The 25,849-nt window shown below is 35.0% G+C and carries 19 protein-coding genes; 6 read left to right on the forward strand and 13 right to left on the reverse strand.

Features of this window, described 5'->3' with window-relative positions:
- Positions 1-61: 61 nt before the first annotated feature.
- From galU to GWI97_RS02165, 7 genes are all read right to left on the reverse strand, one after another.
- Positions 62-1,021 (reverse strand): UTP--glucose-1-phosphate uridylyltransferase GalU, encoded by a 960-nt coding sequence (gene galU / locus GWI97_RS02135; RefSeq protein ID WP_052038416.1) that lies wholly within the window; start codon positions 1,019-1,021, stop codon positions 62-64.
- A gap of 169 nt (positions 1,022-1,190) precedes the next feature.
- Positions 1,191-2,102, reverse strand: a complete 912-nt coding sequence (locus tag GWI97_RS02140; protein WP_036933475.1) for a sensor domain-containing diguanylate cyclase — start codon at positions 2,100-2,102, stop codon at positions 1,191-1,193.
- Positions 2,103-2,141: 39 nt separating this feature from the next.
- The gene (bcsD, locus tag GWI97_RS02145) at positions 2,142-2,612 is read right to left on the reverse strand and encodes a cellulose biosynthesis protein BcsD (RefSeq protein WP_036933477.1); all 471 of its coding nucleotides are present in this window, start codon (positions 2,610-2,612) and stop codon (positions 2,142-2,144) included.
- A 15-nt stretch (positions 2,613-2,627) separates the two neighbouring features.
- Positions 2,628-6,326 carry a cellulose biosynthesis protein BcsC gene (locus GWI97_RS02150; protein WP_036933478.1) on the reverse strand — a complete coding sequence of 1,233 codons (3,699 nt, stop codon included), beginning with the start codon at positions 6,324-6,326 and terminating at the stop codon, positions 2,628-2,630.
- Positions 6,327-6,337: 11 nt separating this feature from the next.
- Positions 6,338-8,689: a cellulose biosynthesis cyclic di-GMP-binding regulatory protein BcsB gene (gene bcsB / locus GWI97_RS02155; RefSeq protein ID WP_036933480.1), complete on the reverse strand. Its 2,352-nt coding sequence runs from the start codon at positions 8,687-8,689 to the stop codon at positions 6,338-6,340.
- Between the two features lie 2 nt (positions 8,690-8,691).
- Positions 8,692-10,812: a UDP-forming cellulose synthase catalytic subunit gene (bcsA, locus tag GWI97_RS02160; RefSeq protein ID WP_052038417.1), complete on the reverse strand. Its 2,121-nt coding sequence runs from the start codon at positions 10,810-10,812 to the stop codon at positions 8,692-8,694.
- Between the two features lie 171 nt (positions 10,813-10,983).
- A complete protein-coding gene (locus GWI97_RS02165; protein WP_036933482.1) occupies positions 10,984-11,385 on the reverse strand; it encodes a hypothetical protein in 402 nt (133 codons plus the stop codon).
- A gap of 1,364 nt (positions 11,386-12,749) precedes the next feature.
- Between GWI97_RS02165 and GWI97_RS02170 the strand changes: the two genes are divergently transcribed.
- From GWI97_RS02170 to GWI97_RS02180, 3 genes are all read left to right on the forward strand, one after another.
- The gene (locus GWI97_RS02170; protein ID WP_036933484.1) at positions 12,750-13,301 is read left to right on the forward strand and encodes an NADAR family protein; all 552 of its coding nucleotides are present in this window, start codon (positions 12,750-12,752) and stop codon (positions 13,299-13,301) included.
- 156 nt (positions 13,302-13,457) lie between these two features.
- Positions 13,458-14,369: an N-acetylglucosamine kinase gene (gene nagK, locus GWI97_RS02175; RefSeq protein WP_036933486.1), complete on the forward strand. Its 912-nt coding sequence runs from the start codon at positions 13,458-13,460 to the stop codon at positions 14,367-14,369.
- Between the two features lie 87 nt (positions 14,370-14,456).
- Positions 14,457-15,041: a rhomboid family intramembrane serine protease gene (locus GWI97_RS02180; protein ID WP_036933488.1), complete on the forward strand. Its 585-nt coding sequence runs from the start codon at positions 14,457-14,459 to the stop codon at positions 15,039-15,041.
- A 23-nt stretch (positions 15,042-15,064) separates the two neighbouring features.
- On the opposite strand, the gene satP is transcribed toward GWI97_RS02180, so the two are convergent.
- Positions 15,065-15,628 (reverse strand): acetate uptake transporter, encoded by a 564-nt coding sequence (satP, locus tag GWI97_RS02185; protein ID WP_036933489.1) that lies wholly within the window; start codon positions 15,626-15,628, stop codon positions 15,065-15,067.
- Positions 15,629-15,974: 346 nt separating this feature from the next.
- Here satP and GWI97_RS02190 point away from each other — a divergent pair, with 346 nt between their 5' ends.
- Positions 15,975-16,382 (forward strand): YgiW/YdeI family stress tolerance OB fold protein, encoded by a 408-nt coding sequence (locus GWI97_RS02190; RefSeq protein WP_373364701.1) that lies wholly within the window; start codon positions 15,975-15,977, stop codon positions 16,380-16,382.
- 267 nt (positions 16,383-16,649) lie between these two features.
- Positions 16,650-17,102 carry a DUF411 domain-containing protein gene (locus tag GWI97_RS02195; RefSeq protein WP_036933494.1) on the forward strand — a complete coding sequence of 151 codons (453 nt, stop codon included), beginning with the start codon at positions 16,650-16,652 and terminating at the stop codon, positions 17,100-17,102.
- Positions 17,103-17,194: 92 nt separating this feature from the next.
- Here GWI97_RS02195 and GWI97_RS02200 read toward each other — a convergent pair whose 3' ends face one another.
- Positions 17,195-18,727, reverse strand: a complete 1,533-nt coding sequence (locus GWI97_RS02200; protein WP_161751824.1) for an MFS transporter — start codon at positions 18,725-18,727, stop codon at positions 17,195-17,197.
- Positions 18,717-19,814, reverse strand: a complete 1,098-nt coding sequence (locus GWI97_RS02205) for an HlyD family secretion protein (protein ID WP_082239430.1) — start codon at positions 19,812-19,814, stop codon at positions 18,717-18,719. The genes GWI97_RS02200 and GWI97_RS02205 overlap by 11 nt, the downstream gene beginning before the upstream one ends.
- A gap of 115 nt (positions 19,815-19,929) precedes the next feature.
- Here GWI97_RS02205 and GWI97_RS02210 point away from each other — a divergent pair, with 115 nt between their 5' ends.
- Entirely contained in the window at positions 19,930-20,568 is a 639-nt protein-coding gene (locus GWI97_RS02210; RefSeq protein WP_036933498.1) for a TetR/AcrR family transcriptional regulator C-terminal domain-containing protein, read from the forward strand.
- Positions 20,569-20,618: 50 nt separating this feature from the next.
- On the opposite strand, the gene GWI97_RS02215 is transcribed toward GWI97_RS02210, so the two are convergent.
- The 3 genes from GWI97_RS02215 to glmS all read right to left on the reverse strand — a co-directional run bounded on the left by GWI97_RS02215 (position 20,619) and on the right by glmS (position 25,808).
- A complete protein-coding gene (locus GWI97_RS02215; RefSeq protein ID WP_036933501.1) occupies positions 20,619-22,025 on the reverse strand; it encodes a YfcC family protein in 1,407 nt (468 codons plus the stop codon).
- Between the two features lie 9 nt (positions 22,026-22,034).
- Entirely contained in the window at positions 22,035-23,168 is a 1,134-nt protein-coding gene (locus GWI97_RS02220; RefSeq protein ID WP_036933503.1) for a M20 family metallopeptidase, read from the reverse strand.
- A gap of 813 nt (positions 23,169-23,981) precedes the next feature.
- Complete coding sequence (gene glmS, locus GWI97_RS02225; RefSeq protein ID WP_036933505.1) at positions 23,982-25,808, reverse strand: glutamine--fructose-6-phosphate transaminase (isomerizing); 1,827 nt, start codon at positions 25,806-25,808, stop codon at positions 23,982-23,984.
- Between the last annotated feature and the right edge of the window lie 41 nt (positions 25,809-25,849).

The raw sequence follows: 25,849 nt of genomic DNA on the forward strand, positions 1-25,849 counted from the left end.
CCTGCTATTGCCGACCGTTATCATATTTCGGTCGGCACATTGCATGTTATTTCAAGGTAACTCAAAAGATAGCAACTATCTTTTGTTCTTCATTAATTTCGTCTTCTTCTATGACTTCTGTTTTGGGTAACAATGTTTTTTCACAAAAATCCTGCATCCAAGAAGCGAACTCTTCTTTTAAAACGGAATTATGTAAACCATATTCAACAAAGGCTTTCATATATCCCAGCTTATTACCACAGTCATGAGATTTACCCACTAAGGTGTAAGCTTCAGCCGTCTCTTTTTTCAATAATAAATCAATTGCATCAGTTAACTGAATTTCACCACCAACGCCAGCTGGTAAACCATCTAATAATTCCCAAATAGCAGAAGAGAAAACATAACGACCTACTACAGAAAGATTAGAAGGTGCATCTTCTGGATTTGGTTTTTCCACGATACGACGAATAGGAGCCCAATTACCTTGAGGACAGAAAATGCCTTCGCAATCCACAACACCATATTGTTGCACCTGGCTCATTGGCACAGGTTCAACCATGATTTGGCTACGTTCTGTTTTTTCAAAACGTTTTATCATTGCTGATAAATTGTCATGTTTAGGATCACAATAATGTGCATTCAATAAAACATCAGGGAGTAAAACAATAAATGGATTATCACCTATCACAGGACGAGCACAGCAAATAGCGTGGCCTAAGCCTAATGCATGACCTTGACGAATTTGTATAATTTTGACATTTTCAGGGCAAATTGAACGTACTTCATCTAATAATTTATTTTTAATACGCTGTTCAAGCATATTTTCTAATTCAAAGCTAGTATCAAAATGATCTGCAATTGAATTTTTAGAAGAGTGAGTGACTAAAATAATTTCCTCAACTCCTGCCTGAGCACACTCTTCAACAATATATTGAATTAAAGGGCGATCAACGATAGGTAGCATTTCTTTAGGAATTGATTTCGTTGCAGGTAACATACGAGTACCTAATCCAGCAACAGGGATAACCGCTTTCATCATAATAAAATCCTCTAATAGATATTTATCTAAAACTAATAATTAATATTATTTTAAAGTTACTCTTATATTTCATAAGGAGTGCAAGATATATTTTAAATATAGCTATCTCCCTCTTTATTAAAAAAGAGATAATATTATTTTATATATCTTTATTTAAAAAACTTTCTATTTAAAATCCAGAATAAAACCCATATTTATTACCACCCATTTCTTTAATGGAATAAAGTGTTTCATCTGCAGATTTTAATAATTCAGATAATGTTTTTCCATCTTTAGGATATTCTGCGATACCTAAACTAATGGAGGGCGTTAACATATAGTCTGAATTAATATTGATTGGCTTTTCCATCGATTTCCAAAGTGACTCTATTATTTCTAATAAAATAACTGAACAAGAACGTAATCCGTTAGGGAAAAGCACAGCAAACTCATCACCGCCAAGTCGACCACAATAGACTTCACTGTTTTCTAATTGTGATAATCGCTTTGATATTTCACACAATACTTTATCACCAGCATGATGCCCAAATTGATCATTAATTGCTTTGAATTTATCACAATCAATAATACCAAGACAAAATGATGATGGATGTGAAATATTTAATCGCTCATTTTCAATTTTTTCAACAATACTCAATCTATTTGATATTCCGGTTAATGAGTCAATATAGCTTTTACTAAACAACTCATTTCTTAATTCTACTTTATCAGTAATATCCAAGCTGATAAATACATAATGAGAAATTAAATTATCTTTATCAAATACAGGAATAATACTAATATCTTCCCATACATCTTGTTGAGATTCATTATTTCTCTTTGCTTCTAATCGATAAACGCCTTTATTATCATTATTACCATTTACACAATAATTGATTTGATTCTCATCAATTAAATAAAATAAGTTGTATTTTTTATCTTTTATATTTTCGAAATGAACATTATTAAACTCACAATATTTTTCATTAGCATAAACTATAACGCCATTAATATCAGTTACTAACATCATAAAAACATTATTAGTAAATTGCTTTATTAATAAGCATTTAGAATTATCATCATTAAATATCATTTCATTCATTTTTGACCTCCTATGCTCATCAATAAAGCATATATATTATTATTCGGCTGATGAGTTATGCGCATAGCGAAAAATAAAAACATCTTTAGCATCAGTGGGTTGACGATGTACTTGCATTTTTGCATTACCGCCTTGATGGGTTAACCAACCCTCATATAGCCCCTCTAATACGCCAGCACTTGCAACACGCCACTGAACATCATCTTGGCTTTGCGTAAAATGAGGCCATGCACAGTGCACTAATAAAAGCTCACTCATTGCAGGAGATATGGTGACAAAACCCCATTTGAATAACGTTAATACGCGATTAATATGTGATTCAAGTAATTGAATATTTTCACTTTCTGGCAAAGGATAGCGTAAGGCAATATCTTTACCAATATTTCTTAATTTACTTTCGGCGGTAGAAATATCATTGTCATTTAATACTTGAAAAAATAATAATTGAGTTAGATCTTGCCAGCCGCTTTCAAAAGGTAATTGTAAGATATCACTGTCATGCTTATTCATTGTTTGTTTCCTTAATTATTTAGACAGAAAGTCTGGAGTATATTTTAGGTGTAACCACATATTATCTTCAGCATAATCACCGGATGTATCATGCGATAAGCTGACACCTAACTCGGTTTCTTTGTTTAAATAATATTTCGCGTCTAAACCTAATCTGTAAGTAATATTTGTTTCGTCTTTTTCTTCATAACGAGATTTAATACGAGGATCGCTCGCGTTATGTTTATTTAGGACGTCCTGCATATAACTATGTGTTGGAAAATAATCACTGCCTTTTTGTTTGTAACTTTGTATACCTATCGCACCATTTAAGGACACTTCACCTTTTTCAAAACGGCGGGTATAAGCAACAGGTAATGAAACAGAAACATAATCTTGTGGACTAAAGTAACCGCCATGCCCTAATGAGAAGTTATTTTGGTTATTTCTAAAGTTCATATAATCAACATGCACACCAGCTTTCACCTCTTGCTGCTCATCTTTATAGAACTTAGCGTAAGATCCCATCCATGCTTTCACTTCATCATTACTCGCAACACTTTTACCTTCATAGTTATAAATCCCCCCTCCGACATAAGCGCCAACTTTGCCATCATCCCAAGCATATTGAGCTTTGGCACCATTACGTGTTACACGGCCCCAACTTTCACCCGTAGTAGGATCAGTGCGTCCCATATAAGAAAGTAGACTATCTTTGATAGCTCTGCGCTCTGCAGTCAGTGTTAATTGCCCATTTTGGCCAATTTTAGGTGAATATGTGAGACCACCGACAACCGTTGCCGTATCTTTACCTAATGGTGTTGAGCCAACATCAAAGCTGACATTCTTGTCAGATAAACGTAGTCCTAATTCAACACCAGAAGCACGTTGGCTACCGGCTTCATCGGCATTAATTTTGTTTTTCTCATCATGGTTATCGCTATTTTTAGCAAAACGTTCAGCATGTTGAAGCTGACCTGTACCAAAACGATTTGCTCTCTCACCCGAAACTGAGCCACTCGTCATAGAAACCGGGGTGACATTAAATTCCCAGCGGAACTCCTCTCCAGGAACACTTGAAATGCTGATTGGTGCAGAAATTTCTGTCACATTAGATAATCCTTTATCACCATTACGGTGACGTACAGCAACACCACCTTGCACCCACGGTGAGACTTTTTCTTCTAACTCACGAATAGAACGTTGAACAGAAGCCATCTCTTTACGTTCATAGATAGAACCTGCTATGGCTGTATTATCGCTCTCTAATACACGTAATTGGCCCGCAGAAGTATTCAATGTACTATCGTTGTTTTGCCATTGCGCACTACGTAGCAAGGTTAAGGCCTTACGGTTTTCACCGTTTAATTGCGCAATTTGCGCTGCTTGTAATAAATAAGCGGGTTGTGAAGAGGACGGAATTTGTTGCAATAACTGCTGTGCTTTTCGACCATCTTGTTGCGCTAATGCAACTTCAATTTGAGCCTGGATTAATTTGGTATCTTTTCCTTGCTCTTTTTCTAAATAAGAGAGAATTTTATTTGACTGTTCCGGCATGGATTGCGCTAAATAAACACGACTTAATGCCATTAATAAATCAGGATCGTTAGGGGATGATTTTAAGGCGACAACCAGCATGTCATAAGCTGCTTTAATTTCACCTTTTTCACGTAAGCTATCGGCTTGGGCAACTTTAGTCGCCACTTCTAAACGTTTCTTCTCAACAATCGGTGTTTCTTGTTGCAATACTGGATCGTTAATCAAGCTAGATGCTTGTGTATAACGACCTAATTCATTGAGAACATTGATATGCCCAGCATAGTTACCTACAGAGCCTTTAGTGCCTTTGGCAATATCATTTTCAACTAACTGCAACGCTTCATCGTTTAATCCACTACTTACTAATCGTTCAGCTAATTCACCTACATCATTTGGATAATCAGCAACTTGATTAATTAAAGGGCGCAAGGTATTACGTACTGCTACAAGATTGCCCGCTTGGCGATAATGGTCCGCTTGCGCAAGTTGACGATGAAAACGAGCACGCTGTAATAACTCTTTTTCAGCTTCTGTCTGTTGATTATGACTACTTAACAAGTTAAAAACTTTATCCCACTCTTTTTGCTCAACATAAAATAGAGAAGCGACGTAATCTGTGTCTCTTGTTTTGCGATTTTGCAATTGTGAAATAATATTTTTTGCACCAACACTATCGCCATCAGCAGCCATTAAACGAGCTAAATCAAGATAAACCCAGTTATTTTGTGGATTCTTACGTTGTGCTTGTGTCAGTAATTGTCTTGCTTGAACACGATTACCATTTTCTAACGCTTTTTGTGCTTCACGACGTAATGTCTCTGAAGGATCTGTATTTGCAGTAAGTTTTTGACGTAAAGAGGCTGATTGTTGAGCCAGTAATTGCTCTGCTTTCGTATTTTGCCCTTCCTGAACCAATAAATAGTAGTAAGCAGAAATCACTTTTTCATTACGACTATTTTGTTGATAAAGGCCGGCTAATAATTGGTGAGCAGCGGGTAAATTACCTTGTTTACGTAATAAATCAGCTTGTAGCAAATTAGCGGATAATCCTTTCTCACCTGAAGCGCCCGTTAAAGGTGCTAATTTATCAAGTGCCTGTTGAATATTTCCTTGTTTAGCCCGGTGTTGCGCATCACGTAATTGCGCATAGAAACCCGCATCTTCAGCTTGTTGCTTCCATTTACTGCCCTGCTCGCCACCTGATTGTGCAGCTTGATTTAATAAGCGCTGACCTGTTGATAAATCACCTGAACGTAATGCGGTATAACCTAACCCTGCTAATGCTTGCGCATCATTATTATCTGCTGCTAATGCTTGTTTAAAATAACCTTCAGCTTCTTTTAATTTACCTTTATTTAAAGCGGTATAACCTGCTTGACGAGCATTACCTTGTATAGCGCCTTGGAAATGTTCCGCAATCGCTTTATCATTCGGATTCGCTTGTAAGTAAGTTTTATATAACACGTCATCATCAGGGCGAACATTCAGCCATAGCAGTGCTTGACGAAGGCCTTTTTTTGCTGACTCATCACCCGAAATATGGCTTAAAATAGTTATCCCTTCACGACGTGTTTCTTCGTTGTAGGTGAGTGTCAGTCCTAATGCTCTTTGTGTTTCTTTATTATCAGGCATTAATGCTGCACGCTGTTTTAACCCAGTAATGGCTTGTGGCAACATTGTAGGTATACCAGCCATCGTCTGATAATATTCTAATGCCAGTGTTTCAGGTGGTTCACTGCTAACAAATAAACGTTGATACGCTTTTACTGCTTCTTCATGTTGCCCTTTTTTTGCCAATTCCCTGGCATAGCCTAATTGTTGATCATTAAATTGTGATGATCGGATGTTTTTTAATCCATTAATGCGCGGATCTTGCGGTGCGACTTGTGCAAGTTTTTCGCGCCAATAGGTCGCTTGTTTTTCATTCCCTTGCTGTGCTGTAAAGAATGCCATTAAATATAAAGCGTCTTGATTATTACTTTCCATAATCAACACTTTTTGTAGCGCTTCTACTGCACGCGCATCATGCGCTTTACCGTGCCAATAATTAGCTTGTTCAATAAGAGAGCTCACAATATTTGGATCAGTAGCTGTTGTATTTACATCATTTGCCGTAGCTTGTACTTGACTTGAAGCGCCTAAAATACAACCGGCATAAATAACTTTAACGATGATGTTAAGTGCGTGGTTTTTCATCCCATATCCTCCTATTTACCTGAACGATGCTGTGATATCTGATGTAAACGACGAGTTGAGCGACGCTGTAACCAGTAATAAGTCACTAAGCCCGTCAACGCACAAAAACCAACAGCTAAAAGACCAAGCAAATACACATGCCTAGAGCTATACCAAAGAAATTGTTGTAATAAAGGTAAGTCCCCTTGAGAAAAGTGTTCGCCTAAATGGAAACTTCTTACTGTGTCTTTACCACTAATCAGTGTGATGTCGCCTTTAATGGCTGCATTTATCTGAGCTAAATTTAAATCGTTGATGATGGTTTTTATCGAATCATTACCTTTAGCAGTCACTAACACGACAACCCTATCGCTCGCCCAAGGTGAGATAAAACTCACCATGCCACGCCAGTTTTTCATGGAAGCGAGATAATTAGTGGCATCACTACTTTGAGATAAATAATCACCCGCGATCCAGCCTTTTGCTTTATCAAGAAATGACTGTGATTTGATCTCGATATTTTTATTTAAAAAAGAGAATGCCTGTTGTGAAAAACGTGTAGGTAAAAAACCTTCACTGCTTAATGAACCAATCGCTAATATATCCTGTTGAGATAGATTATTTTTCTCTAGCGCCTTAGCCCCTAAGAACACAGAAGTATGAGAAACCGGTGTACCTGTGGCATAACCCGTTCTCGCCATTAAGTTGACTAAGGTATAAAGCTCTTCTGTTGTCGGATTTTCAGGTAATAGAAGTGTGGTTTGTGAAAAATCAGCACGACGACTAAATGGGAATGAAGCCCCAGAAAAATACGCTAAGTTCGGCATTCTTGAATAGTGCCAAGTATTTTTAAATTGCAGTGTTGATTGCGGATCAATTTGGCTAATCAAGCTACTGCCATCCGTTAAAATACAAGGAGAATCATCTGGCTCGCGTAAATCAAAATAAAATTGCAATTGATTCTGGCTATAAATTTGGCGAGGATTTAAATAAAGAGTGCTATTTTGTTGTTCACTCTCCATACCTAGCCATTGTCTTAGCATACCTAAAGGCTCTGAACGTGCTGGATATAACGCACCTAAGAATTGGTTATTCAAAGAAGCAATCAATGACGAGCGACGACTATTTAGCTTATCTGAATGAGGAAAAACATATTTCAACTCTAAAGGTAACGCATCACCATCCCACCAAAAAAGATCGGGAGAAACACGAAACGAAAACTGATTCGGTGCATGATTAATACCTTGGCGTGAGAAATCATCATTGCCATTAGCAATTTGACCCAATGTGACCGGTTTATCCGTGTTTAACCAACGTGGTGCATCGTAATCTTTTCGTACAGCCAATGTTTGAAAAGGAACGACCAAGTGATCATTTTGTGGCAATTTACCGTTGTTTAACGCCCATACCGCCTGGCGTAATGATTTCTCATTATCACCACTAATCAGTAATAATTTGAAAACAGGATCAACAGGGTTATCAACTATCGTTAACTGCCCACTATTCCCTGAAGGAAGAGTTATACCTGCGATAGTTTGTCCTGAATACCCAACTAAAATACCGTCACTTTCAGGTAATTGATTCATTAAAACCGGTAAATCAACTTGCTTAATATCATGGCTAAAACTACCAAACCATGATGCTGCAATCGCAGCTGTTGTTACCTCCGCATGGTCAGGTTTATCTGACAATATGATAGGTAACGAGGTCGCTGTCATTCTGTCGGGATCAAAGAACGGTAGGGGCAATCGTTCCAGACTATACCCGCCATTAATCCAACGACCTCGATAATCTAATGATGAATCAGGTGAAATAACGAGGCTAAGCCCTTCGGCTAATGGTGGCATGCATTGATTTTCATCCAATGCATCACGGCTAGCTAAACGAAAGCTGAGGTTATTTTCATTCGTCAACATCATTTCAGGGATTTCTAAAACATATTCATGTTCTTGCCCACCCTCTTCTAAAGGTAAAAATCCCATAGGTTGACCATTTAACATTAAATGGAGTGTTTGGTCAGACTGAACTAATCCTTGAGATGCCTTCACCTTCATCGTTAATGTGGCGTTATCAATAAATAAATCATTCGCCATATTAAAAGTCACACCAGAAAGTAATCTTCTTCCTGATAATACGATAGGCGATGGATTTCCCATCTGTGCCAATGTTAATTGCTCTTCGATATTACGAGCTTCAGATAATCTCGCATCTTCAATTCGAATGGGATTATTGACATTTTGTTGTACGGTTGATTGGATATAAGAAGTCGGGTCAGGCAAAATTTCACCACCGAGTTCTAACATACCCGTCGCTGCTTGAGATAAATTAATACTCGCAATCGCTATCGCAGTCAGGCTTAGCATTAATGTCAGTTTCTTTTTCATGCTTAGTCATCCCCGTTAATTGATTGCACAGAGAGTGAAGTTTTGGCTTTGGTTCTTGTTGCGGCTGCTTTTACTTTTTGGCGACGACCAAAGAACAATTCAAAAATACAACGAGTAATACCTGCTAACTCTTTAAAAGGTTTATCTTTATAATCTGCTTGATGGATCCATGCATCAGCACGACCAAAAATAATACGCACCAATTTACGACGAATATTTAAATTAATAGGTAAATATTCAAGGCGTAATTGATTATTTTCTAAACTTACTATTTCAACAGGAACTGAAACTTCATCGCGTTGAACATTGAGCGTGATTGAAGTGACATTGCGTTGGCGAAATTCCGCCATTTTATTCACTGCGATACGAACGCCCCCCATTGAAATATCTTCAGTGGTTGTGCTTAATTTCGCGCCATCATCAAAATACAATGTAATAGGAAGAGCAGCATTAATTCGGGTATGTTTACGAATTTGACGAGTCTCTTTACCGACAGCAATCGATGCAAGAATGATAAATAAGCTATAAGTTGCCCAAGTTAGGTTTAAAACAATAACTAGAGGATCAATACCTTGAAAATCATTTAATAGATAACGGATAACGACCCATGAAATACCCGTAATTAAAAGAAGAGCGGTAATAATTAAAGGGCGTACAGTGAGATAATCCATATAGCTCTTATCAAGTAAATCACCTTTATCTGTTACGTTAAATTTACCTAATTTTGGTGAAACTAAGCTGAGTAGCGTAGGTAAAACCAAACTAAAAGCCATGACGGTTTCATAAATTTCCCCCCAGAAAGAATAACGATATTTACCGATATTTTTTGAGTTTACATAAACCGACATGATTAAGTGTGGCAATGCATAGGCGAATATCATGCTGGCAGATGAAGCAATAATATTGAGGTTAAATAACATAAACAGTAATGGGGCAGTTAAAAAGATAATGCGAGGTAAACCGTACTGAAAATGGAGCATGGCATTGAGATAACATAAGCGCTGAGGAAATGTTAAACCACGACCTAACATTGGATTATCAACACGGAATATTTGTGTCATCCCTCTCGCCCAACGAATACGTTGATTAACGTGTAATGCTAAACGTTCTGTTGCAAGGCCTGCGGCTAAAGGAATATCAATAAATGCAGAGTTCCAACCTAGGCGTTGTAATTTCAACGCGGTGTGGGCATCTTCTGTTACTGTTTCAACTGCAATACCACCGATCTCTTCAAGTGCGCTACGGCGCATTACAGCGCATGAACCACAGAAGAAAGTCGCATTCCAGTTATCATTACCACGTTGAACAGGGCCATAGAAAAGGGCGCCTTCATGTGGTGCATCTTTTGCTGCACTTAAATTACGTTCAAAAGGGTCTGGAGAATAGAAATAGTGTGGTGTTTGAATAAGCGCTAATTTAGGATCTTCAAGAAAGCTACCAACTGTTGCTTGCAAGAAAATACGGGTTGAAATATGGTCACAATCAAAAACACAAATAAGTTCACCATCTGTTAATCCCATAGCATGATTTAAGTTACCTGCTTTGGCATGATCATGAACTTCACGTTCAATATAAGTTACCCCAACATCACCTGCGAATTGTTTAAATTCTTCACGACTACCATCATCCAAAATATACACTTTCATTTTATCTTGTGGGTAGTCAATAGCTTGAGCCGCTAAAACCGTATCACGTACCACATCTAAACTTTCGTTATACGTCGGTATATAAATATCAACTGTTGGCCATTGAGAAATATCTTTAGGTAAAGGCGCTATTTTTCTATTTAATGGCCATGATGTTTGAAAATATCCTAAGACTAAAATAACCCAAGAATAAATTTCAGCCATAAATAAACCGCTACCTAAAACAGCTTCGATGGTTGTATTAAAATTAAGGGTATTCGTTGCACGCCAGTAAAGATAACGTGTTGACATCAACAACGAGATAAAAACCATTGTTAACAATCGTTTTTTTGATTTTTTAAAGCCGACAACAAATAACAACAATATATTGATAATGCCGAATATATATTGTTGTTCGGCACTCATTGGCATAACAATAAGTGAAAACATTGTTATCAATAGAAAAGCCGTAATTAATGTTTTAAATACTTTATTCATAAACCCATACCTTTGTCATCGCCATAGATTTTTTCTTAAGAAAATAGTTATTCATCGATATAAATAAATATCGAAAAAAAACAAACCTAGCTTAAAAAATAAAATAACAATGGCTAAAGATTGACACTAGTCAATATTATTTATTTATACAAAGAGTGTTACTTATTTAAATTAGACAGAGGCAATAAATGAAAATATATCTTTTAGTGATATATTTTCATGCGCATAAACTCTATCCGTTTCTTTGTTATCAAATATTTTATTATCTGCTAACAAATTTTTCTTGCTCTTAATTAAATTGTCTTTCTTTGCTTTAACAACTAAAGCATCCTGGCGATAAGAAGGGTTTGAAGAAACCATAAGAGATTGTTTTTGTTCGTTTTTCATAGAAGAAGATGAACTTTCTGAAAACGTTTTATTACTTAAATTACCCATTTTATTGTTATCTTCATTACTTATAACTATTGGTTCTACTTTATTATCAACATCTTGTGTTGGAGAAGAAGAAAACTCTTGGAAAGCAAAGGCATCTTCCTGAAACTTATCTTTTAGATTACTAATGTCATCATACATAGTGTGGCCCCTTTAATAACAATACTCTAAACCTTGTTCAATAATTTGATGCTCATCTAAAATAAGAAAGTGAGTACTTTAGAGATAATATCCACAACAAGTTAAAAATATATCTTTATAAACTCAAATTTAAACTTTCATTAAAACATCAATTAATGAACATCAACTATGTAGGGTAAAACAATCTTATTTATATTAATTTATTAAATTACAAATAAACATCATTCGATTAGGAGTAATGATTATTTAAATTAAATTGTATAATTATTTTAATGAAAAATACAACATCAAAAAAAATATAAAAACTTAGCCACACCTTATTTTTGCTTTATAAAAATGAGTACTTTTACTTAACTTCATATTGATTATTATCATCAAAAAGAGTGTCTTTTTACTCTAAAAAAATAGGTTTAAAAGCCAGATAATAACTAAAGTCAACTAATAACAATTTGTATAAATTTTATAAAAATAAAATTCTAAAATAATTAAGTATTAATATTATTTCTTCTAAAAATTAAAGAACCTTTCAAGATCAATTAAAAAAAATCACCTTATTTCCATTCTAAAAATGACTAATAAATAATAAAAAAAAATAAAAATAATTATTTATTCATATTGATTAGCATCAAAATAGGTTTATTTTTTACTCTTAAAAAGAGAATTTATTGTTTTTTGTCATATTCTGATAGTTTTATTTTATAAAGAAAAAATAAAACACATCAGTATTCGTTAAGTTTTAGAAAAAAACATCTAAAAAAATACAAAAATAGATTATCAATCTATGAATAGTCTTATTATTTACTTATAGTAAATACTGCTAAGTATAACCTGTATTTCAGAATAATTAACTTAAGTAATATTTTACTACTAAAATAATATTGTTAACTTAGCTTAACAAACAGACAATCGTGATTTGGTTCAAATAATAAATGTAACAATGAAAATAAGCTAACAATTCAACATAACACATTGAATTAAAATAAAAATAAACAACCACTTAGTTATAAATACTAATAATTAGTATAAATACCAATCAAAGTGATTTTTTATATTAAAAATACTTAATTAACTATAGCTTTATACTAAACAGAGAGTATCATTTTAAGACCTTCTTTTTAGGTAAATACGTAAATAAAGGTACTCTTCAGATGCATTTTTTTAAGAGTAATCTTATGAATCTAAGTTGTATTTTTTTTATCTTTTAGCAAAAAAACATCAAATTAAGATGGTTTTTTGCAGCGATAATTCAAAATTGCGGAATCGCTTCACCTACTCACAGAATAACAAAAAGGCACTCTATCCTTCTTTACTTCTATGCTATCTTTATTAGATGAATCGAACGTATTCGCGATAATGGAAAAAAGATGGATTTAGAACAATTAAAGAAAGATTTTCGTACTGGTAAGAAAATAAAATTTATCTATTTTTGGGGGCACAAAAGTAAAACAGATGACGTCACAAAAAGTTGCTTTAGCCAATGGTATCCTGCACCGTTTATCTTAGATGATGTTCATTACGTTAGTGCTGAACACTATATGATGGCAGAGAAAGCAAAGCTTTTTAATGATATAGAAATACGAGAACGTATAATTACAACATCAAACCCAGGTACAGCTAAAGCACTTGGTCGAGAAGTAAAAGGATTTAACCAAGAAATTTGGGAACAACAACGTATGGCTATTGTTATTCGAGCTAATATTGCTAAATTTTCTCAAAATAATGCGCTAGGTAATTTTTTAATTTCGACAGGCAATCGTGTGCTTGTGGAAGCAAGCCCCGTTGATAAGATATGGGGAGTAGGTTTAAGTGAACAAGACAAAGAGATCGGTAATCCCCTTTTATGGAATGGATTAAATTTATTAGGCTTTGCTCTAATGAAAGTACGTCGTGTTTTAATTGAAGGCAGTCATCAATAGGTAAAAAACTCAACTGTCACCAATCACTGTTCTTATTTAACCTAGTGTATATAAACAGTAGAGATAACTTAAGTATTGACTGAAATAGAAATGGCCCGGTAACAACAACTTTATTGTTACTATAAATAATATTTACAGAATAATTAAGAGACTGATATGTATTATGGTTTTGATATGGGCGGCACAAAAATTGAGCTTGCCGTTTTTGATAAAGATCTTACTCAAGTATGGCAAAAGCGTGTTCCTACACCTAAAAATGACTATCAGGCATTATTGAATGTGTTTAAGGAGCTCACTTTAGAAGCCGATAAAGAATTAGGATGCAAAGGGAAAATCGGCGTAGGTGTGCCAGGCATTGTTAACGCAAAAGAAGGAACAGTATTTACCACCAACGTTCCCGCAGCCAAATACAAACCAATGGTTCATGATCTCGCACATATACTCAATAGACCCGTTAAAGTTGAAAATGATGCTAACTGTTTTGCCTTATCAGAAGCATGGGATCCTGAATTTCGTCACCACCCTTCAGTACTTGGCCTTATTTTAGGTACAGGAGTCGGGGGTGGCTTTGTTGTTGATGGAAAAGTTCTTTCCGGTAAAAATGGTATTGCTGGTGAAATTGGCCATATGAATTTAACGGTGGATGCAGATAACGTCATAGGTGACACCATGCCAAAAATTATCTGTGGTTGTGGCAAAAAAGCGTGTTTTGAGACTTATTTATCAGGCAGAGGCTTTGAACGTATGTATAAAGCCTTCAATAATGCCCCCAAAAGAGCCGTTGATATTGTTGAGCAATATTATGCTGGAGATAAAAAAACGGAAGAGCATGTTGATCGTTATATGAAAGTACTGGCAATTTACCTAAGCAATATTCTTACTGTACTTGACCCACATTTAATTGTTATTGGTGGTGGATTATCACAATTTAATGCATTGTATGACCAATTACCTAAATATCTTTCTCACTGTATTTATGGAAATGCACAAATTCCAGCAATAGAAAAAGCACGTCATGGTGATGCAGGTGGCGCCCGTGGAGCTGCTTGCCTTAATTTATTAGACTGATAAACAAAAAAGAGCCTTTCTTCTTTTATTAAAGGCTCTTCTATCAAAACGGTTTTATCTACGTCACTCGGTATTAAGGCGATCGTTATGGATAAGATATGGTTTAAAAAAAGATTAACTTTTCTTGGTGGATTAACTATCACATTAATCCTACTTCAGTTAATTGGCTCTCTCTTACCAATTTCACTTCTTCAATGGGGAATTATTCCAAGAACAGGTGAAGGATTAATAGGTATCTTCATCGCACCCTTTATTCATGGTTCTTGGTCTCATCTGTTTAGTAATCTACTCCCTCTTCTTATCCTTAGTTTTTTATCCATGACACAATCTTTACGAGAGTATGTTTTATCAAGCATATTTATTATTATCGTAAGTGGTTTATTAGTGTGGGTTTTTGGACGAAGTGCCATTCATGTTGGTGCAAGTGGCTGGATTTTTGGATTATGGTCTTTGTTGATTGCTCATGCGTTTACACGTCGTAAAATTATCGATATCGTGATAGCACTCTTTGTTCTATTCTATTATGGATCAATGGCCTATGGCTTAATTCCTGGTCAATTAGGTGTATCGACTGAATCACATATTGCAGGTGTGGTTGCGGGACTATTTTATGCATGGTGCGCAAAAAAATTAGTCCGACGAAAAAGCCAAATAATAGAAGTGGCTAAATAAAAAGCCACTTCTTGATAAAACAATTATTTGTGGCCGATTGGCAATATTGTTCTGCCATACATCTCATTTAATACTTCAGCCATTGCAAGGTAAAAAGCACTGGCGCCACAAATAATACCTTCAAAGCCAGCAATTTTTAAAATCAGTGCATTACTGGTGATATTTCCTATCGCCAGTAAGGCAAATAAAATTGTCAGACTTAAAAAGACAAATTGCAGTGCTCTATTGGCTTTTAATGTGCCAATAAACATGAAAAAGGTAAATATTCCCCACAATGCTAGAAAGACACCTAAAAAGACAGGAGTTGTGGGTTCACTCAACCCCATTACGGGTAATAACCAAATTCCCACTAATGTGACCCAAAAGAAGCCATAAGAGGTAAATGCGGTCGCGCCAAAAGTATTGCCTTTTTTAAACTCAAAAATTCCAGCAATAACCTGTGCGATCCCACCATAAAAAATTCCCATACTCATAATGACAGAGACAACAGGGAAAAAACCGGCATTATGTATGTTCAACAAAATCGTTGTCATACCAAAACCCATCAAACCTAATGGACCCGGATTGGCAATACGTTCGTTAGTCATAAAACCTAAAACCTCTAAAAATAATAGGGGAAAATTAAAAAAAATTTGAAGGCGCTGGATAATAAGAGGTAATACATTTAAAAACAATGATCCCGATGGGTATATTTTTGAATAACTGCCCACGTTGATACTAAGGGGAAATAACTAGTGGATTTAACTTAGAGAAAAGAAGTATTTAGTGATAGATGCTTATATCAATAAAAAATACAAAGAAAAATAACAGTCTATAATTTAAGAGGTAATATCAATCAGTTGATATATGAATACCGAAATTTACCTTAATATGCGGTTTTATACATGAAAATGAAATAAAATCTAACACAATAATTAGTTATATTATTAACCTATAAGCGAGCTTGTTATGAAAAAAATACTGGTATTATTAATTGGTAGTACGTTGGCTTTTGCATCTCAAGCAAATACGACACAACAAGGTGGTTTTCAAGGCTCAATTCAAGCACCAACAGAACAAGGTGGATTTAAAGGCCCTTCTATTAGTGAAACCACCGTTGCTAAAGCAAAAGATCTTTCGGATGACACTTGGGTTATCTTAACCGGTAAAATTACGAAAAAGATTGGTGATGAGTTGTATGTTTTTGAAGATAGTACCGGTGGTATCAATGTAGATATTGATAATAAAAGATGGCGCGGGCAAACAGTGACCCCTGATAATACCGTCAGAATTGAAGGTAAAGTAGATAAAGAGTGGACAAGTACAGAGATCGACGTAAAACAAATTACTATCATTAAATAATTATCATCAAATAATTTGTATCTAAACAAAATTAGCATCTCTTATTAAAAAAGCCAATTTATTGAATAAATTGGCTTTTTTCTTTTTATATTAAGTGCTTTTTTTTTCGAAAAAAATTAAAAAACATAAACATAGTATTATTTATATCTTTGTTTTATATAAATATTTTTTTACAAAACTCTACGTGTTTATACTTTTATTACATTGACCTTCCCGTAGGGGGAAACATTATTGTTATACCCATCAATTTAATGAAAGGAATGGACAATGAAAAAATTATTACTACCTTCGATTATTGCAATTTCAGTATTTACAAGCACCGCTTATGCATCTAATAATCATAATATTATTGAGGTTTATAAAACGGACAGTTGTGGATGCTGTGCTTTATGGGCTGATGGCATAAAAGAAGCTGGTTTTAACGTTAAGGTAAATATTGTTTCAGAAACGCAATTAATGGAAAAATATCAACAAGCAGGCGTACCAAATAATTTATTTAGTTGCCACTTAGCGACTTACCAAGGTAAAGACTTAGTTGGGCACATTCCTGTTGATAGTTTAAAAAATATCAATTTAGTGGATAAATCGAAATCTGGTATTGCGGTTGCAGGTATGCCAGCAGGTAGTTTAGGTATGTATGCGGGTGATTATAAAGAGCCTTACCAAGTGATTGCTTTTGATAAATCAGGTAATCAGTCACTGTTTAAGTCTTACAACTAATTTTGTTCTTACTATCGTGTCGTTTTAATAGCAATATAGCTCTCCGATAGCGTTATTTTTCTCTGCCTGTTTTCGATTTTACAGGCAGTACTTTATTTTTGGATAGTAAATAATGTTGGCACAATAGGATTAGCAGGTGAAGGCTTTAAAAAAATCATACAAATTAGCCCTAAAATAACAAACCACGTTATTAAATGAAATCCATCTATAAAAGAGGCGACATGAGATCCCCTTGCTATTAATGACACTATATATTGAACATTTTCTAATAAATCACTAGATAATTTCTGCTCTCCCGTTTGAATATAACCCCTCAATGAGTTGTGATGCGTATCATAAGATATTCGTAAATAGGTATTCATTAAAGCCCCAGCTAATGCAGGCATTAATACTCTAGCAATCGAAATATATGCACCAAGATGTAATGCTTCACTAGGCTTAATGTTTGTGACAAATGATGCAATCAACCCAATTAATAAAATACACTCCCCAATAGCCTGTAACATCATTAGCACAAAGAAATCATCTGCTCGCCACTGATAAGTCATTTGATGTCCGATTAAGCAAGCAATTCCAATAATCGTTATCCCTATTATCATCACTAATCGAGGCTCTAATCGACGAGCAATCATTATGGCAAAAGGGCTGAAAAGAAGATAAATAATAAAAGCTATATTACTCACATCACCTATTTGCTGAGCTTTTAAACCTGCCACAATACTTAAAAAGGATGGTATAAACAAAGAGTTAGGCAACATTAAAAAACCATATAAACAAGCAATAATAAAGCAGAGCCTTAAATTATAATTTTTGAACCAATTTAAATATCCAAAGCTTTTGCTATAAACTGACGCTCTAATAATAAAAGTGAGTATTAAGATACAACTAGTTAGTAAACAAGAAATAATCAGCCCTGAATCCCACCATCCTAGTAATTCACCTTGCACAATACCAATATACAATAAAATTAAACCTAAGCATTTTAATGTCATACCTCCCCAATCACTTTGTGCTAATAGTTCTTTATTGATAGAGGATATAGGCATACCTCGCCAAGCAAAAAACATAATAGCTAACGAAAATAACATTGAAACCCAATAGAGCCAGCGCCAATTTAAGATTTCGAATATTGAACCAGATATTCCTACTCCTGCATCCATTCCGACTGAAACTCGTAGGCTATAAGCCGCCATAACGATTAGCCAAACATTAGGATTTAAACTTCTTAATGCCAAAGATATTGTCATTGGCAAATAGACTCCCAAACAAAAACCAATCAAAAAATGTAGTATTAATAAAAAAGGGAGTCCAATAAAATCACCACTACTAGAGACAAAAATACAACAGAAAAAAAGTAACAAGCTTGAGCTAATTAATATTTTCTCAGCACCATAAATCACCATAAACCAAGGTACTAATGTCATACTGATTAACTGAGCAGAATTAATTGCTACGTTTAACCAAGAGCCTTGCACTATATCTAGAGCAAAAATACCGCGTAAATCAGCTAAAGAAATAGAAAACATACGAATAAAAAGTGTTGATAAAATAGCACCTGAAAAAACAGAAAGCACAATAAAGATTGGCCTATTTTCTTGTGCGCTAAATAAGAAATTAAGCCTCATGATCACCCTCTATAGATAAACTTTCTGTGTCTATTTTTACCTCGACAGACATACCAGCACGTAATTTAGCTAATAATTTATTATTACTATCAAAAGTGATGTAAACAGGAATACGTTGTACCACTTTAGTAAAATTACCACTGGCATTATCCGCTGGAATAAGTGCTGATTCACCACTACTTTGTGCGCCAATATAACGAACTTTCCCTTGAAACTCTTCATAAGGAAAAGCATCTATTTTGATTAAAACGCGTTGTTCTGGAATAACTTTTTTTATCTGAGTTTCTTTTAAATTAGCAATAATATAAATATGATTTAATGGTGTTAGCGTAACAACCTCTGTGCCAGAGGTTACTAGACTACCAATATTTACTTTTATTTTATTTAATTGAGCATCAAAAGGGGCTTCGATAGTGGTATAGGTGAGTTCAGTCTCTGTTTGTTGATATCTGGTTTGTGCAATATTTTTTTCTGTTAAACGGATCTGTTCTTGCGCTTTCAGTAACACTAATGACTGCTTAGCTTGCTCCCATTCATTTTTAGCAGCACTTTGTAATTTAATTAAACGTTGCAAATCAGACTGTGCATCAAGGTAGTTTTGTTTTGTTATTGCACCACTTTGAATCAAATCTTTTCGTAATAAAGGATTGCGCTTAGCCTGTTCCACATCAATTATCGTAGCTTCATAGCGATTACGTAATATTCCAATATTAAGTTCAGCAGCTTTTATCTCTTCTTTTAAATTATCAAGTTGTAATTGTGCTTTTTTCAACTCAGAAATAGCCGCTTCTTTATTGAGAATTTGCTCATTATTATTAATAGTAGCAATAACTTCACCTTTCTTAACATATTGATAATTTTCTTTTTTTACATCTAAAATAAAACCTGTCATCCGAGATTTTAATATTGTGGTATCCGTTTTAATGTAAGCATTATCTGTCGTTTGATAACGCGCATCGCTCCACCATTTATCCCAATCTATTATGGCTATTCCAATAAATGTAATCACACAAATGACAGCAACCCAAGGAGTATAAGTCATTATAAACTTTGTTATTTTCTCTTTATTTGATGGCATATTTTCCATTGTTAACTCCAAACCCCGATCTTTTGCTCTCTTAAATAGCAATCTAACATTGTTAGGTTTTTCAAATATGGTAAACTAACATTGTTAGATAGAAAAGGGGTAATGAGAATTATTTATGAAAACACCTAAAATTGATCGGCTGAAAGTATTAGATACCGCTCTTTCATTGCTAGAGACAGAAGGTATTGAAGGCCTAACAATGCGTAAACTCGCGGATGCGTTGCAGATTAAAGCGGCCTCTCTCTATTGGCATTTCGATAATAAACAAACCTTAATTGAAGGGATGGCAGATAGAATAGTCAGTGAGGTTGCAATAAATTTTGAATTTAAAAATAATTGGAAAGAAGATATTAAGCGTCTATCTTATGATTTAAGAAATGCATTTTTACGCCACAGAGATGGGGCGAGAGTATTTGCTGGTACTTATGTGATATCTGAAAATGTATTACGTATAAACAATACATTTATTAGCGCCATTATGCAGTCCGGCACTTCAGCTCAACTCGCAAGTAAAATAACAATGACCTTGCTCTATTTTATTTTAGGCTGCTGTATAGAACAGCAATCTGTCATGCTGATTGAGAAAGAAGAACTAGCCAATAAAAGAGAAGCTTTTGAACAATTAGTTCAAGATAAATTTCCTCAAACTTGGCAAGCGAGAGAGGTTCTGTTTGCTGATGATTTTACCTATCGTTTTGACTTTGGATTAGAGCATCTTATTTTAGGTTTTCAGCATCAAATAAATGGATCATGATAAAAAAATAGCCGCTTAAAATATGCGGCTATTTTTCTTACCTTATACAATCAAACAGGACCATAACTTATAGTCGTTGCAATACCAATTGCCGCCATACCAATCACTATCCAAATCATTAAAATAGGGAAAACAAATTTAACCCAACGAGTCCAAGGTACTTTACCGACAGCTAATACTGCCATTAATACACCTGATGTTGGTGTAATAATGTTAGTAAATCCATCACCTAATTTAAGAATTAAGACACCCGTTTGGCGAGTTAAATCTAAGATATCTAAAATAGGTACCATTATAGGCATCACAATAGATGCTTGCCCTGTACCCGATGTCACTAATAAATTGAATAATAAATTAAAGAAATAAAGTAACTGAGCGCCCCAAAAATGGGAGGTTTGCTGTAATGGAACGAGTGTAGCTTGAACAATAGAGTCTAGCACACGCCCTTCATCCAAAATAACAATAACCGCTCTTGCAATTCCAACAACTAATGCCCCATAAACTAAAGACTGGGCACCTTTCATAAAGGTTTTAATATAGTCGTTTGGCCCGATTTTAAACATCACAGCAACCACAACACTCATCATAATAAAGATGGCAGATAAGTGTTCAATACCCCATTTATATTCAAAAGCACCGTATAAAAATAGCCCAATAAATGCAATAAAGACCACAAGACTCAATTTCTGCATTAAAGAGAAAGTACCGTCCACGGTTTGATCTTTGTGATCATCATAATCAGGATCATCTGTAGCTAACCCATACATATAACTTTTAGTTGGATTATTCGCGATACGTCTTGCATACCAAACAATATAAGCAATAGTGACCACAATCAGAACTGAGAATAATACAATTCTAAAAATCACGCCTGAAAATAAAGGCACTTCAGCTAAGGTTTGTGCTGTACCTAAAATAGTTGGATCCAAAACACCAACAGCATTCCCTGCATAATATCCAAGGTAAACAACAGCAACACCCGTTATGGCATCTAATTTCATCGAACGTGAAAGGGCTATTCCTATTGGAATAAAGGCTATAACAGCATTTGCCGCCAATCCCAATGATGAAAGCATACCAAAGATAAATGCAACCGTAATAATCAGCGCTTGGTAATTACCCTTTGTTTTGACAATTAACGCATTGATCCCTGAATCAATAGCACGCGTTCTGTCATAAATAGCAATTGCACCACCAATCATAAATATCAGGAAAATAATACTTGCTGACTGCTTTAATCCAACAGGAATAGCGTAAAACACATCCATTAACGAAGCTGGATTTTGATCAACATAACCAAAACTACCTGGTACAACACGATTTAGCCCATTTACTGTTTCGCGTTCATAGGTTCCTGCAGGAATTAAATAAGTTGCTATTGCGGCTAAGATTACAATGCCAAAAATAATAATAAAGGCATCAGGCATAGCCCATTTTATTTTTTTATTCTTATCCATACATTCACCTTATTGAGACAGACGCTTTAAGATATTGGCAAATAACGCCGTTCTTTCGGTTAATGAAGGTAAATCAATATATTCTTTATCACTGTGCTGATATCCGCCAATAGGCCCTAACCCATCAACACTTGGTGTACCCACACCCGCAGTAAATGAAGCATCAGAGCCTCCTCCTGTCGAAATATCTTCAATATCAAGACTGAGTAAACGCGCTTCTTCTTTTATAATGTCAATTAAAGTTGCACTTTCTGGTGTTTTTACCATTGGAGGACGATTAATACCGCCATTAAGCGTGAGTTTAACGCCTTCTAAAACAGGCTTACTGCATACTTCTCTGACTAATTTATCTATTTCAACACCTTGCTCATCGGTTGAAATACGCACATCAATTTCAGCACGAGCATTAGGTGCTACCGTATTAACTGATGTGCCACCAGAGATCAAACCAACATTAATAGAAAGCCCTTCATCATGGCGAGACAGTGCATGTAATGCTTGAATTTTATAAGATAACTCTTGAATAGCACTAATTCCCGCTTCTGGTGCAATACCAGAGTGAGAAGCTTTGCCTTCAATTAAAAGTTCGTAAGTTCCCACACCTCGGCGAGCACTAACAATTGCCCCATTAGCACGAGCAGGCTCCATCACTAAGGCATAAGATTTATTATTTGCATACTGTTCAATCAAACCACGTGACGTTTTTGAACCAATCTCTTCATCACAATTTAAGAATATTTCAACATTTTTATAAGCGTTATTACCTGATTGTATTAGTGCATTAATAGCGTAATAAGTCAGAACATGACTGGCTTTCATATCAATAACACCAGGTCCATAAGCACGAGTACCGTCGATACTAAATGGGCGCTCAGCGACTGTACCTTTAGGGAAAACAGTATCAAGATGAGCAGCAATGAAAATTTGTGGATTTTTGGCTTCTTTATGAACTAAGCGATAATTATTACCCAGCTTTTCATTCTCAAAAACCTCGACGAGAAAACCTAATTGTTTATAACGTTGAATAAGTAAATTAGCCACAGCATCAACGCCCTCTTTATCATAAGAGCCACTTTCTGTGTTCACTAATTCTTTTAAAAATTCAACCATTTCATTGTATTGTGAATGAATTGTGTTTTGCATTTCTCTTACCTCTTGTAATTATAATTTGTCGTTTTTCTTAGCTTGTTTTTGAGCTTTTATTTCTCTTGAAAGAACTTGCTTATAAAACTGCAACAAAACGCCAAATACGATTATTAGCGTTAATTTGTAATTTTCATTATGGGTTAATAAATAAAACAACCTTAAACTTTACATATATTTAATATGATTGCATCTATTTTTTAAACTCATAACAACAATTAATCAAACTCACAATAAATTGGTTTTAAAAATAGATCGTTTTTAATAAGAGATCGGAGGAGATAGGGGAATTAACCTAAATATTGCTTGATTGTTTTAATAAAAAACTAGACAAACAAAACCAAATAAAAAAGAATTTAAATTTAACGTAATTTAAATCAATATAGATAAAATAAAGAATATCAATAATGATTATTGATATATATTTGATAATTAAATATAGGAAAAATGAAATGGTAAAATAAAAATAACGATAATTAACAATAAGTTAAATATTTTATTATAAATTTATTTAAAAAAATAAAATATTTTTTATTCTTTATGGAAAACAAATTATTCTTATAAAAAGTATATTTTTATAATTTTATTAAACTTAGTCAGTTGCTCTCTAAGTTAAGTATCACTCATTATTTATTTTTCATTTCTTTATTTTTATGCTAACTGTAAATTAGAATCCCTCTACTAATTTAATAAATTTTATTTATAACTATAGATCCAACGTACTGTAAATATAATAAAAAACCCAGTGTATCGGTTAAAATTTCACTGGGTTTAAGTATAATTAACAATAAATTCTTTATAAAAAGCTAATTTTTATTCAACCGTAACTGATTTTGCTAGGTTACGAGGTTGGTCCACATCCGTGCCTTTAATTAAAGCAACATGATAAGACAACAGCTGCAATGGTACAGTATAGAAAATTGGCGCAATAAGCTCTTCAACATGAGGCAAGGAAATCAGCTTCATCGTTTCATTTTCTTCAAAGCCAGCATCTTGATCAGCAAACACATACAGTAAGCCACCACGAGCCCGAACTTCTTCGATATTAGATTTTAATTTCTCTAATAACTCATTGTTTGGCGCAATAATGATAACGGGCATATCCGCATCAATTAATGCTAATGGGCCATGTTTTAATTCGCCAGCGGCATACGCTTCAGCATGAATATAAGAGATCTCTTTTAACTTTAAAGCACCTTCTACCGCAATCGGGTATTGGTCGCCACGACCTAAGAATAAAGCATGACTTTTTTCAGAGAAGTCTTCAGCTAACGCTTCAATCACTTTATCTTTCGATAACATGCTTTCAATACGGCTTGGTAATGCGTGTAATGCTATTGAAACATCATGTTCTAATGTCGCAACACCTTTAATCCGTCCCATATATGCCACCAGCATTAATAGAACGGTTAATTGTGTTGTGAATGCTTTTGTCGAGGCAACGCCGATTTCAGCACCTGCTTTAGTCATTAAGACAAATTCAGATTCACGGACTAAAGAAGAGCCAGCAACGTTACAAATCGCTAAAGAGGATAAATAACCTAATTCTTTGGATAAGCGTAAAGCGGCTAAAGTATCCGCAGTTTCACCTGATTGAGATAATGTGATCAGTAAGCTATTACGGCGAGTTGCTGGTTTACGATAGCGATATTCTGATGCGATTTCGACATCACAAGGAATTCCAGCTAAAGATTCAAACCAGTAACGAGAAACCATACCTGCATTATAAGACGTTCCACAAGCTACAATTTGAATGTGTTCAACTTTAGATAAGATCTCTTCAGCTTTAGGGCCTAGCTCACTCAGATCAATCGTTTCTGATTTTAAACGGCCGTCAAGCGTATTTTTAATCGCGAGAGGCTGTTCGTAGATCTCTTTTTGCATGTAGTGACGATAAACACCTTTATCACCCGCATCGTATTGAACGTTAGATTCAATCGTATCACGATCAACTTCATTGCCATTTACATCAAAAACATGAACGTGGCGACGGGTAATTTCAACAATATCCCCTTCTTCAAGGTAGATAAAACGACGAGTAACAGGTAATAGAGCCAATTGGTCAGAAGCAAGGAAATTTTCTCCCACACCAAGGCCAACCACCAGCGGACTACCAGAGCGAGCAGCGACTAATAATTCAGGTGTACGACTATCCATAATAACCGTACCGTAAGCACCGCGTAATTGAGGTATAACGCGTTGCACTACTTCACGTAATGTACCACCTTGACGCTGCTCCCAGTTCACTAGATGAGCAATGACTTCGGTATCAGTTTGTGAAGCAAACTGATACCCTTTTTTAATTAATTCTGCTTTCAGTTCTTGGTAGTTTTCGATAATGCCATTATGTACCACCGCAATCGTGCCAGATACATGAGGATGCGCATTATCTTCACAAGGTTCACCATGTGTTGCCCAACGAGTATGAGCAATACCTGTGCCACCAATGACTTGTGTTTTATCTGCTTCTTCAGCCAGCATTTGTACTTTGCCAGCTTCACGCAACCGCGTCATTTTGCAGTCATTATCAACAACGGCTAACCCCGCAGAATCATAACCGCGGTATTCTAAACGACGTAAGCCTTCAATTAATATTTCAGCGATATCGCGTTGTGCAACTGCACCTACTATTCCACACATTGTGTTATTCCTAAAACTGTGCGTTTTTTCGCACTTGGATG

The sequence above is a fragment of the Proteus sp. G2300 genome, from assembly GCF_009915965.1.
Classification (GTDB): Bacteria; Pseudomonadota; Gammaproteobacteria; order Enterobacterales; family Enterobacteriaceae; genus Proteus; species Proteus vulgaris.

Bases quoted from the DNA above. Each gene is read 5' to 3' on its own strand.
- GWI97_RS02140 (WP_036933475.1), bottom strand. From the start codon at position 2,102: ATGAATGAAATGATATTTAATGATGATAATTCTAAATGCTTATTAATA.
- glmS (WP_036933505.1), bottom strand. From the start codon at position 25,808: ATGTGTGGAATAGTAGGTGCAGTTGCACAACGCGATATCGCTGAAATA.
- bcsB (WP_036933480.1), bottom strand. From the start codon at position 8,689: ATGAAAAAGAAACTGACATTAATGCTAAGCCTGACTGCGATAGCGATT.
- GWI97_RS02150 (WP_036933478.1), bottom strand. From the start codon at position 6,326: ATGAAAAACCACGCACTTAACATCATCGTTAAAGTTATTTATGCCGGT.
- GWI97_RS02220 (WP_036933503.1), bottom strand. From the start codon at position 23,168: ATGCAAAACACAATTCATTCACAATACAATGAAATGGTTGAATTTTTA.
- GWI97_RS02210 (WP_036933498.1), top strand. From the start codon at position 19,930: ATGAAAACACCTAAAATTGATCGGCTGAAAGTATTAGATACCGCTCTT.
- bcsA (WP_052038417.1), bottom strand. From the start codon at position 10,812: ATGAATAAAGTATTTAAAACATTAATTACGGCTTTTCTATTGATAACA.
- GWI97_RS02200 (WP_161751824.1), bottom strand. From the start codon at position 18,727: ATGAGGCTTAATTTCTTATTTAGCGCACAAGAAAATAGGCCAATCTTT.
- nagK (WP_036933486.1), top strand. From the start codon at position 13,458: ATGTATTATGGTTTTGATATGGGCGGCACAAAAATTGAGCTTGCCGTT.
- satP (WP_036933489.1), bottom strand. From the start codon at position 15,628: ATGACTAACGAACGTATTGCCAATCCGGGTCCATTAGGTTTGATGGGT.
- GWI97_RS02195 (WP_036933494.1), top strand. From the start codon at position 16,650: ATGAAAAAATTATTACTACCTTCGATTATTGCAATTTCAGTATTTACA.
- GWI97_RS02215 (WP_036933501.1), bottom strand. From the start codon at position 22,025: ATGGATAAGAATAAAAAAATAAAATGGGCTATGCCTGATGCCTTTATT.
- GWI97_RS02180 (WP_036933488.1), top strand. From the start codon at position 14,457: ATGGATAAGATATGGTTTAAAAAAAGATTAACTTTTCTTGGTGGATTA.
- GWI97_RS02165 (WP_036933482.1), bottom strand. From the start codon at position 11,385: ATGTATGATGACATTAGTAATCTAAAAGATAAGTTTCAGGAAGATGCC.
- GWI97_RS02205 (WP_082239430.1), bottom strand. From the start codon at position 19,814: ATGGAAAATATGCCATCAAATAAAGAGAAAATAACAAAGTTTATAATG.
- bcsD (WP_036933477.1), bottom strand. From the start codon at position 2,612: ATGAATAAGCATGACAGTGATATCTTACAATTACCTTTTGAAAGCGGC.
- galU (WP_052038416.1), bottom strand. From the start codon at position 1,021: ATGATGAAAGCGGTTATCCCTGTTGCTGGATTAGGTACTCGTATGTTA.
- GWI97_RS02170 (WP_036933484.1), top strand. From the start codon at position 12,750: ATGGATTTAGAACAATTAAAGAAAGATTTTCGTACTGGTAAGAAAATA.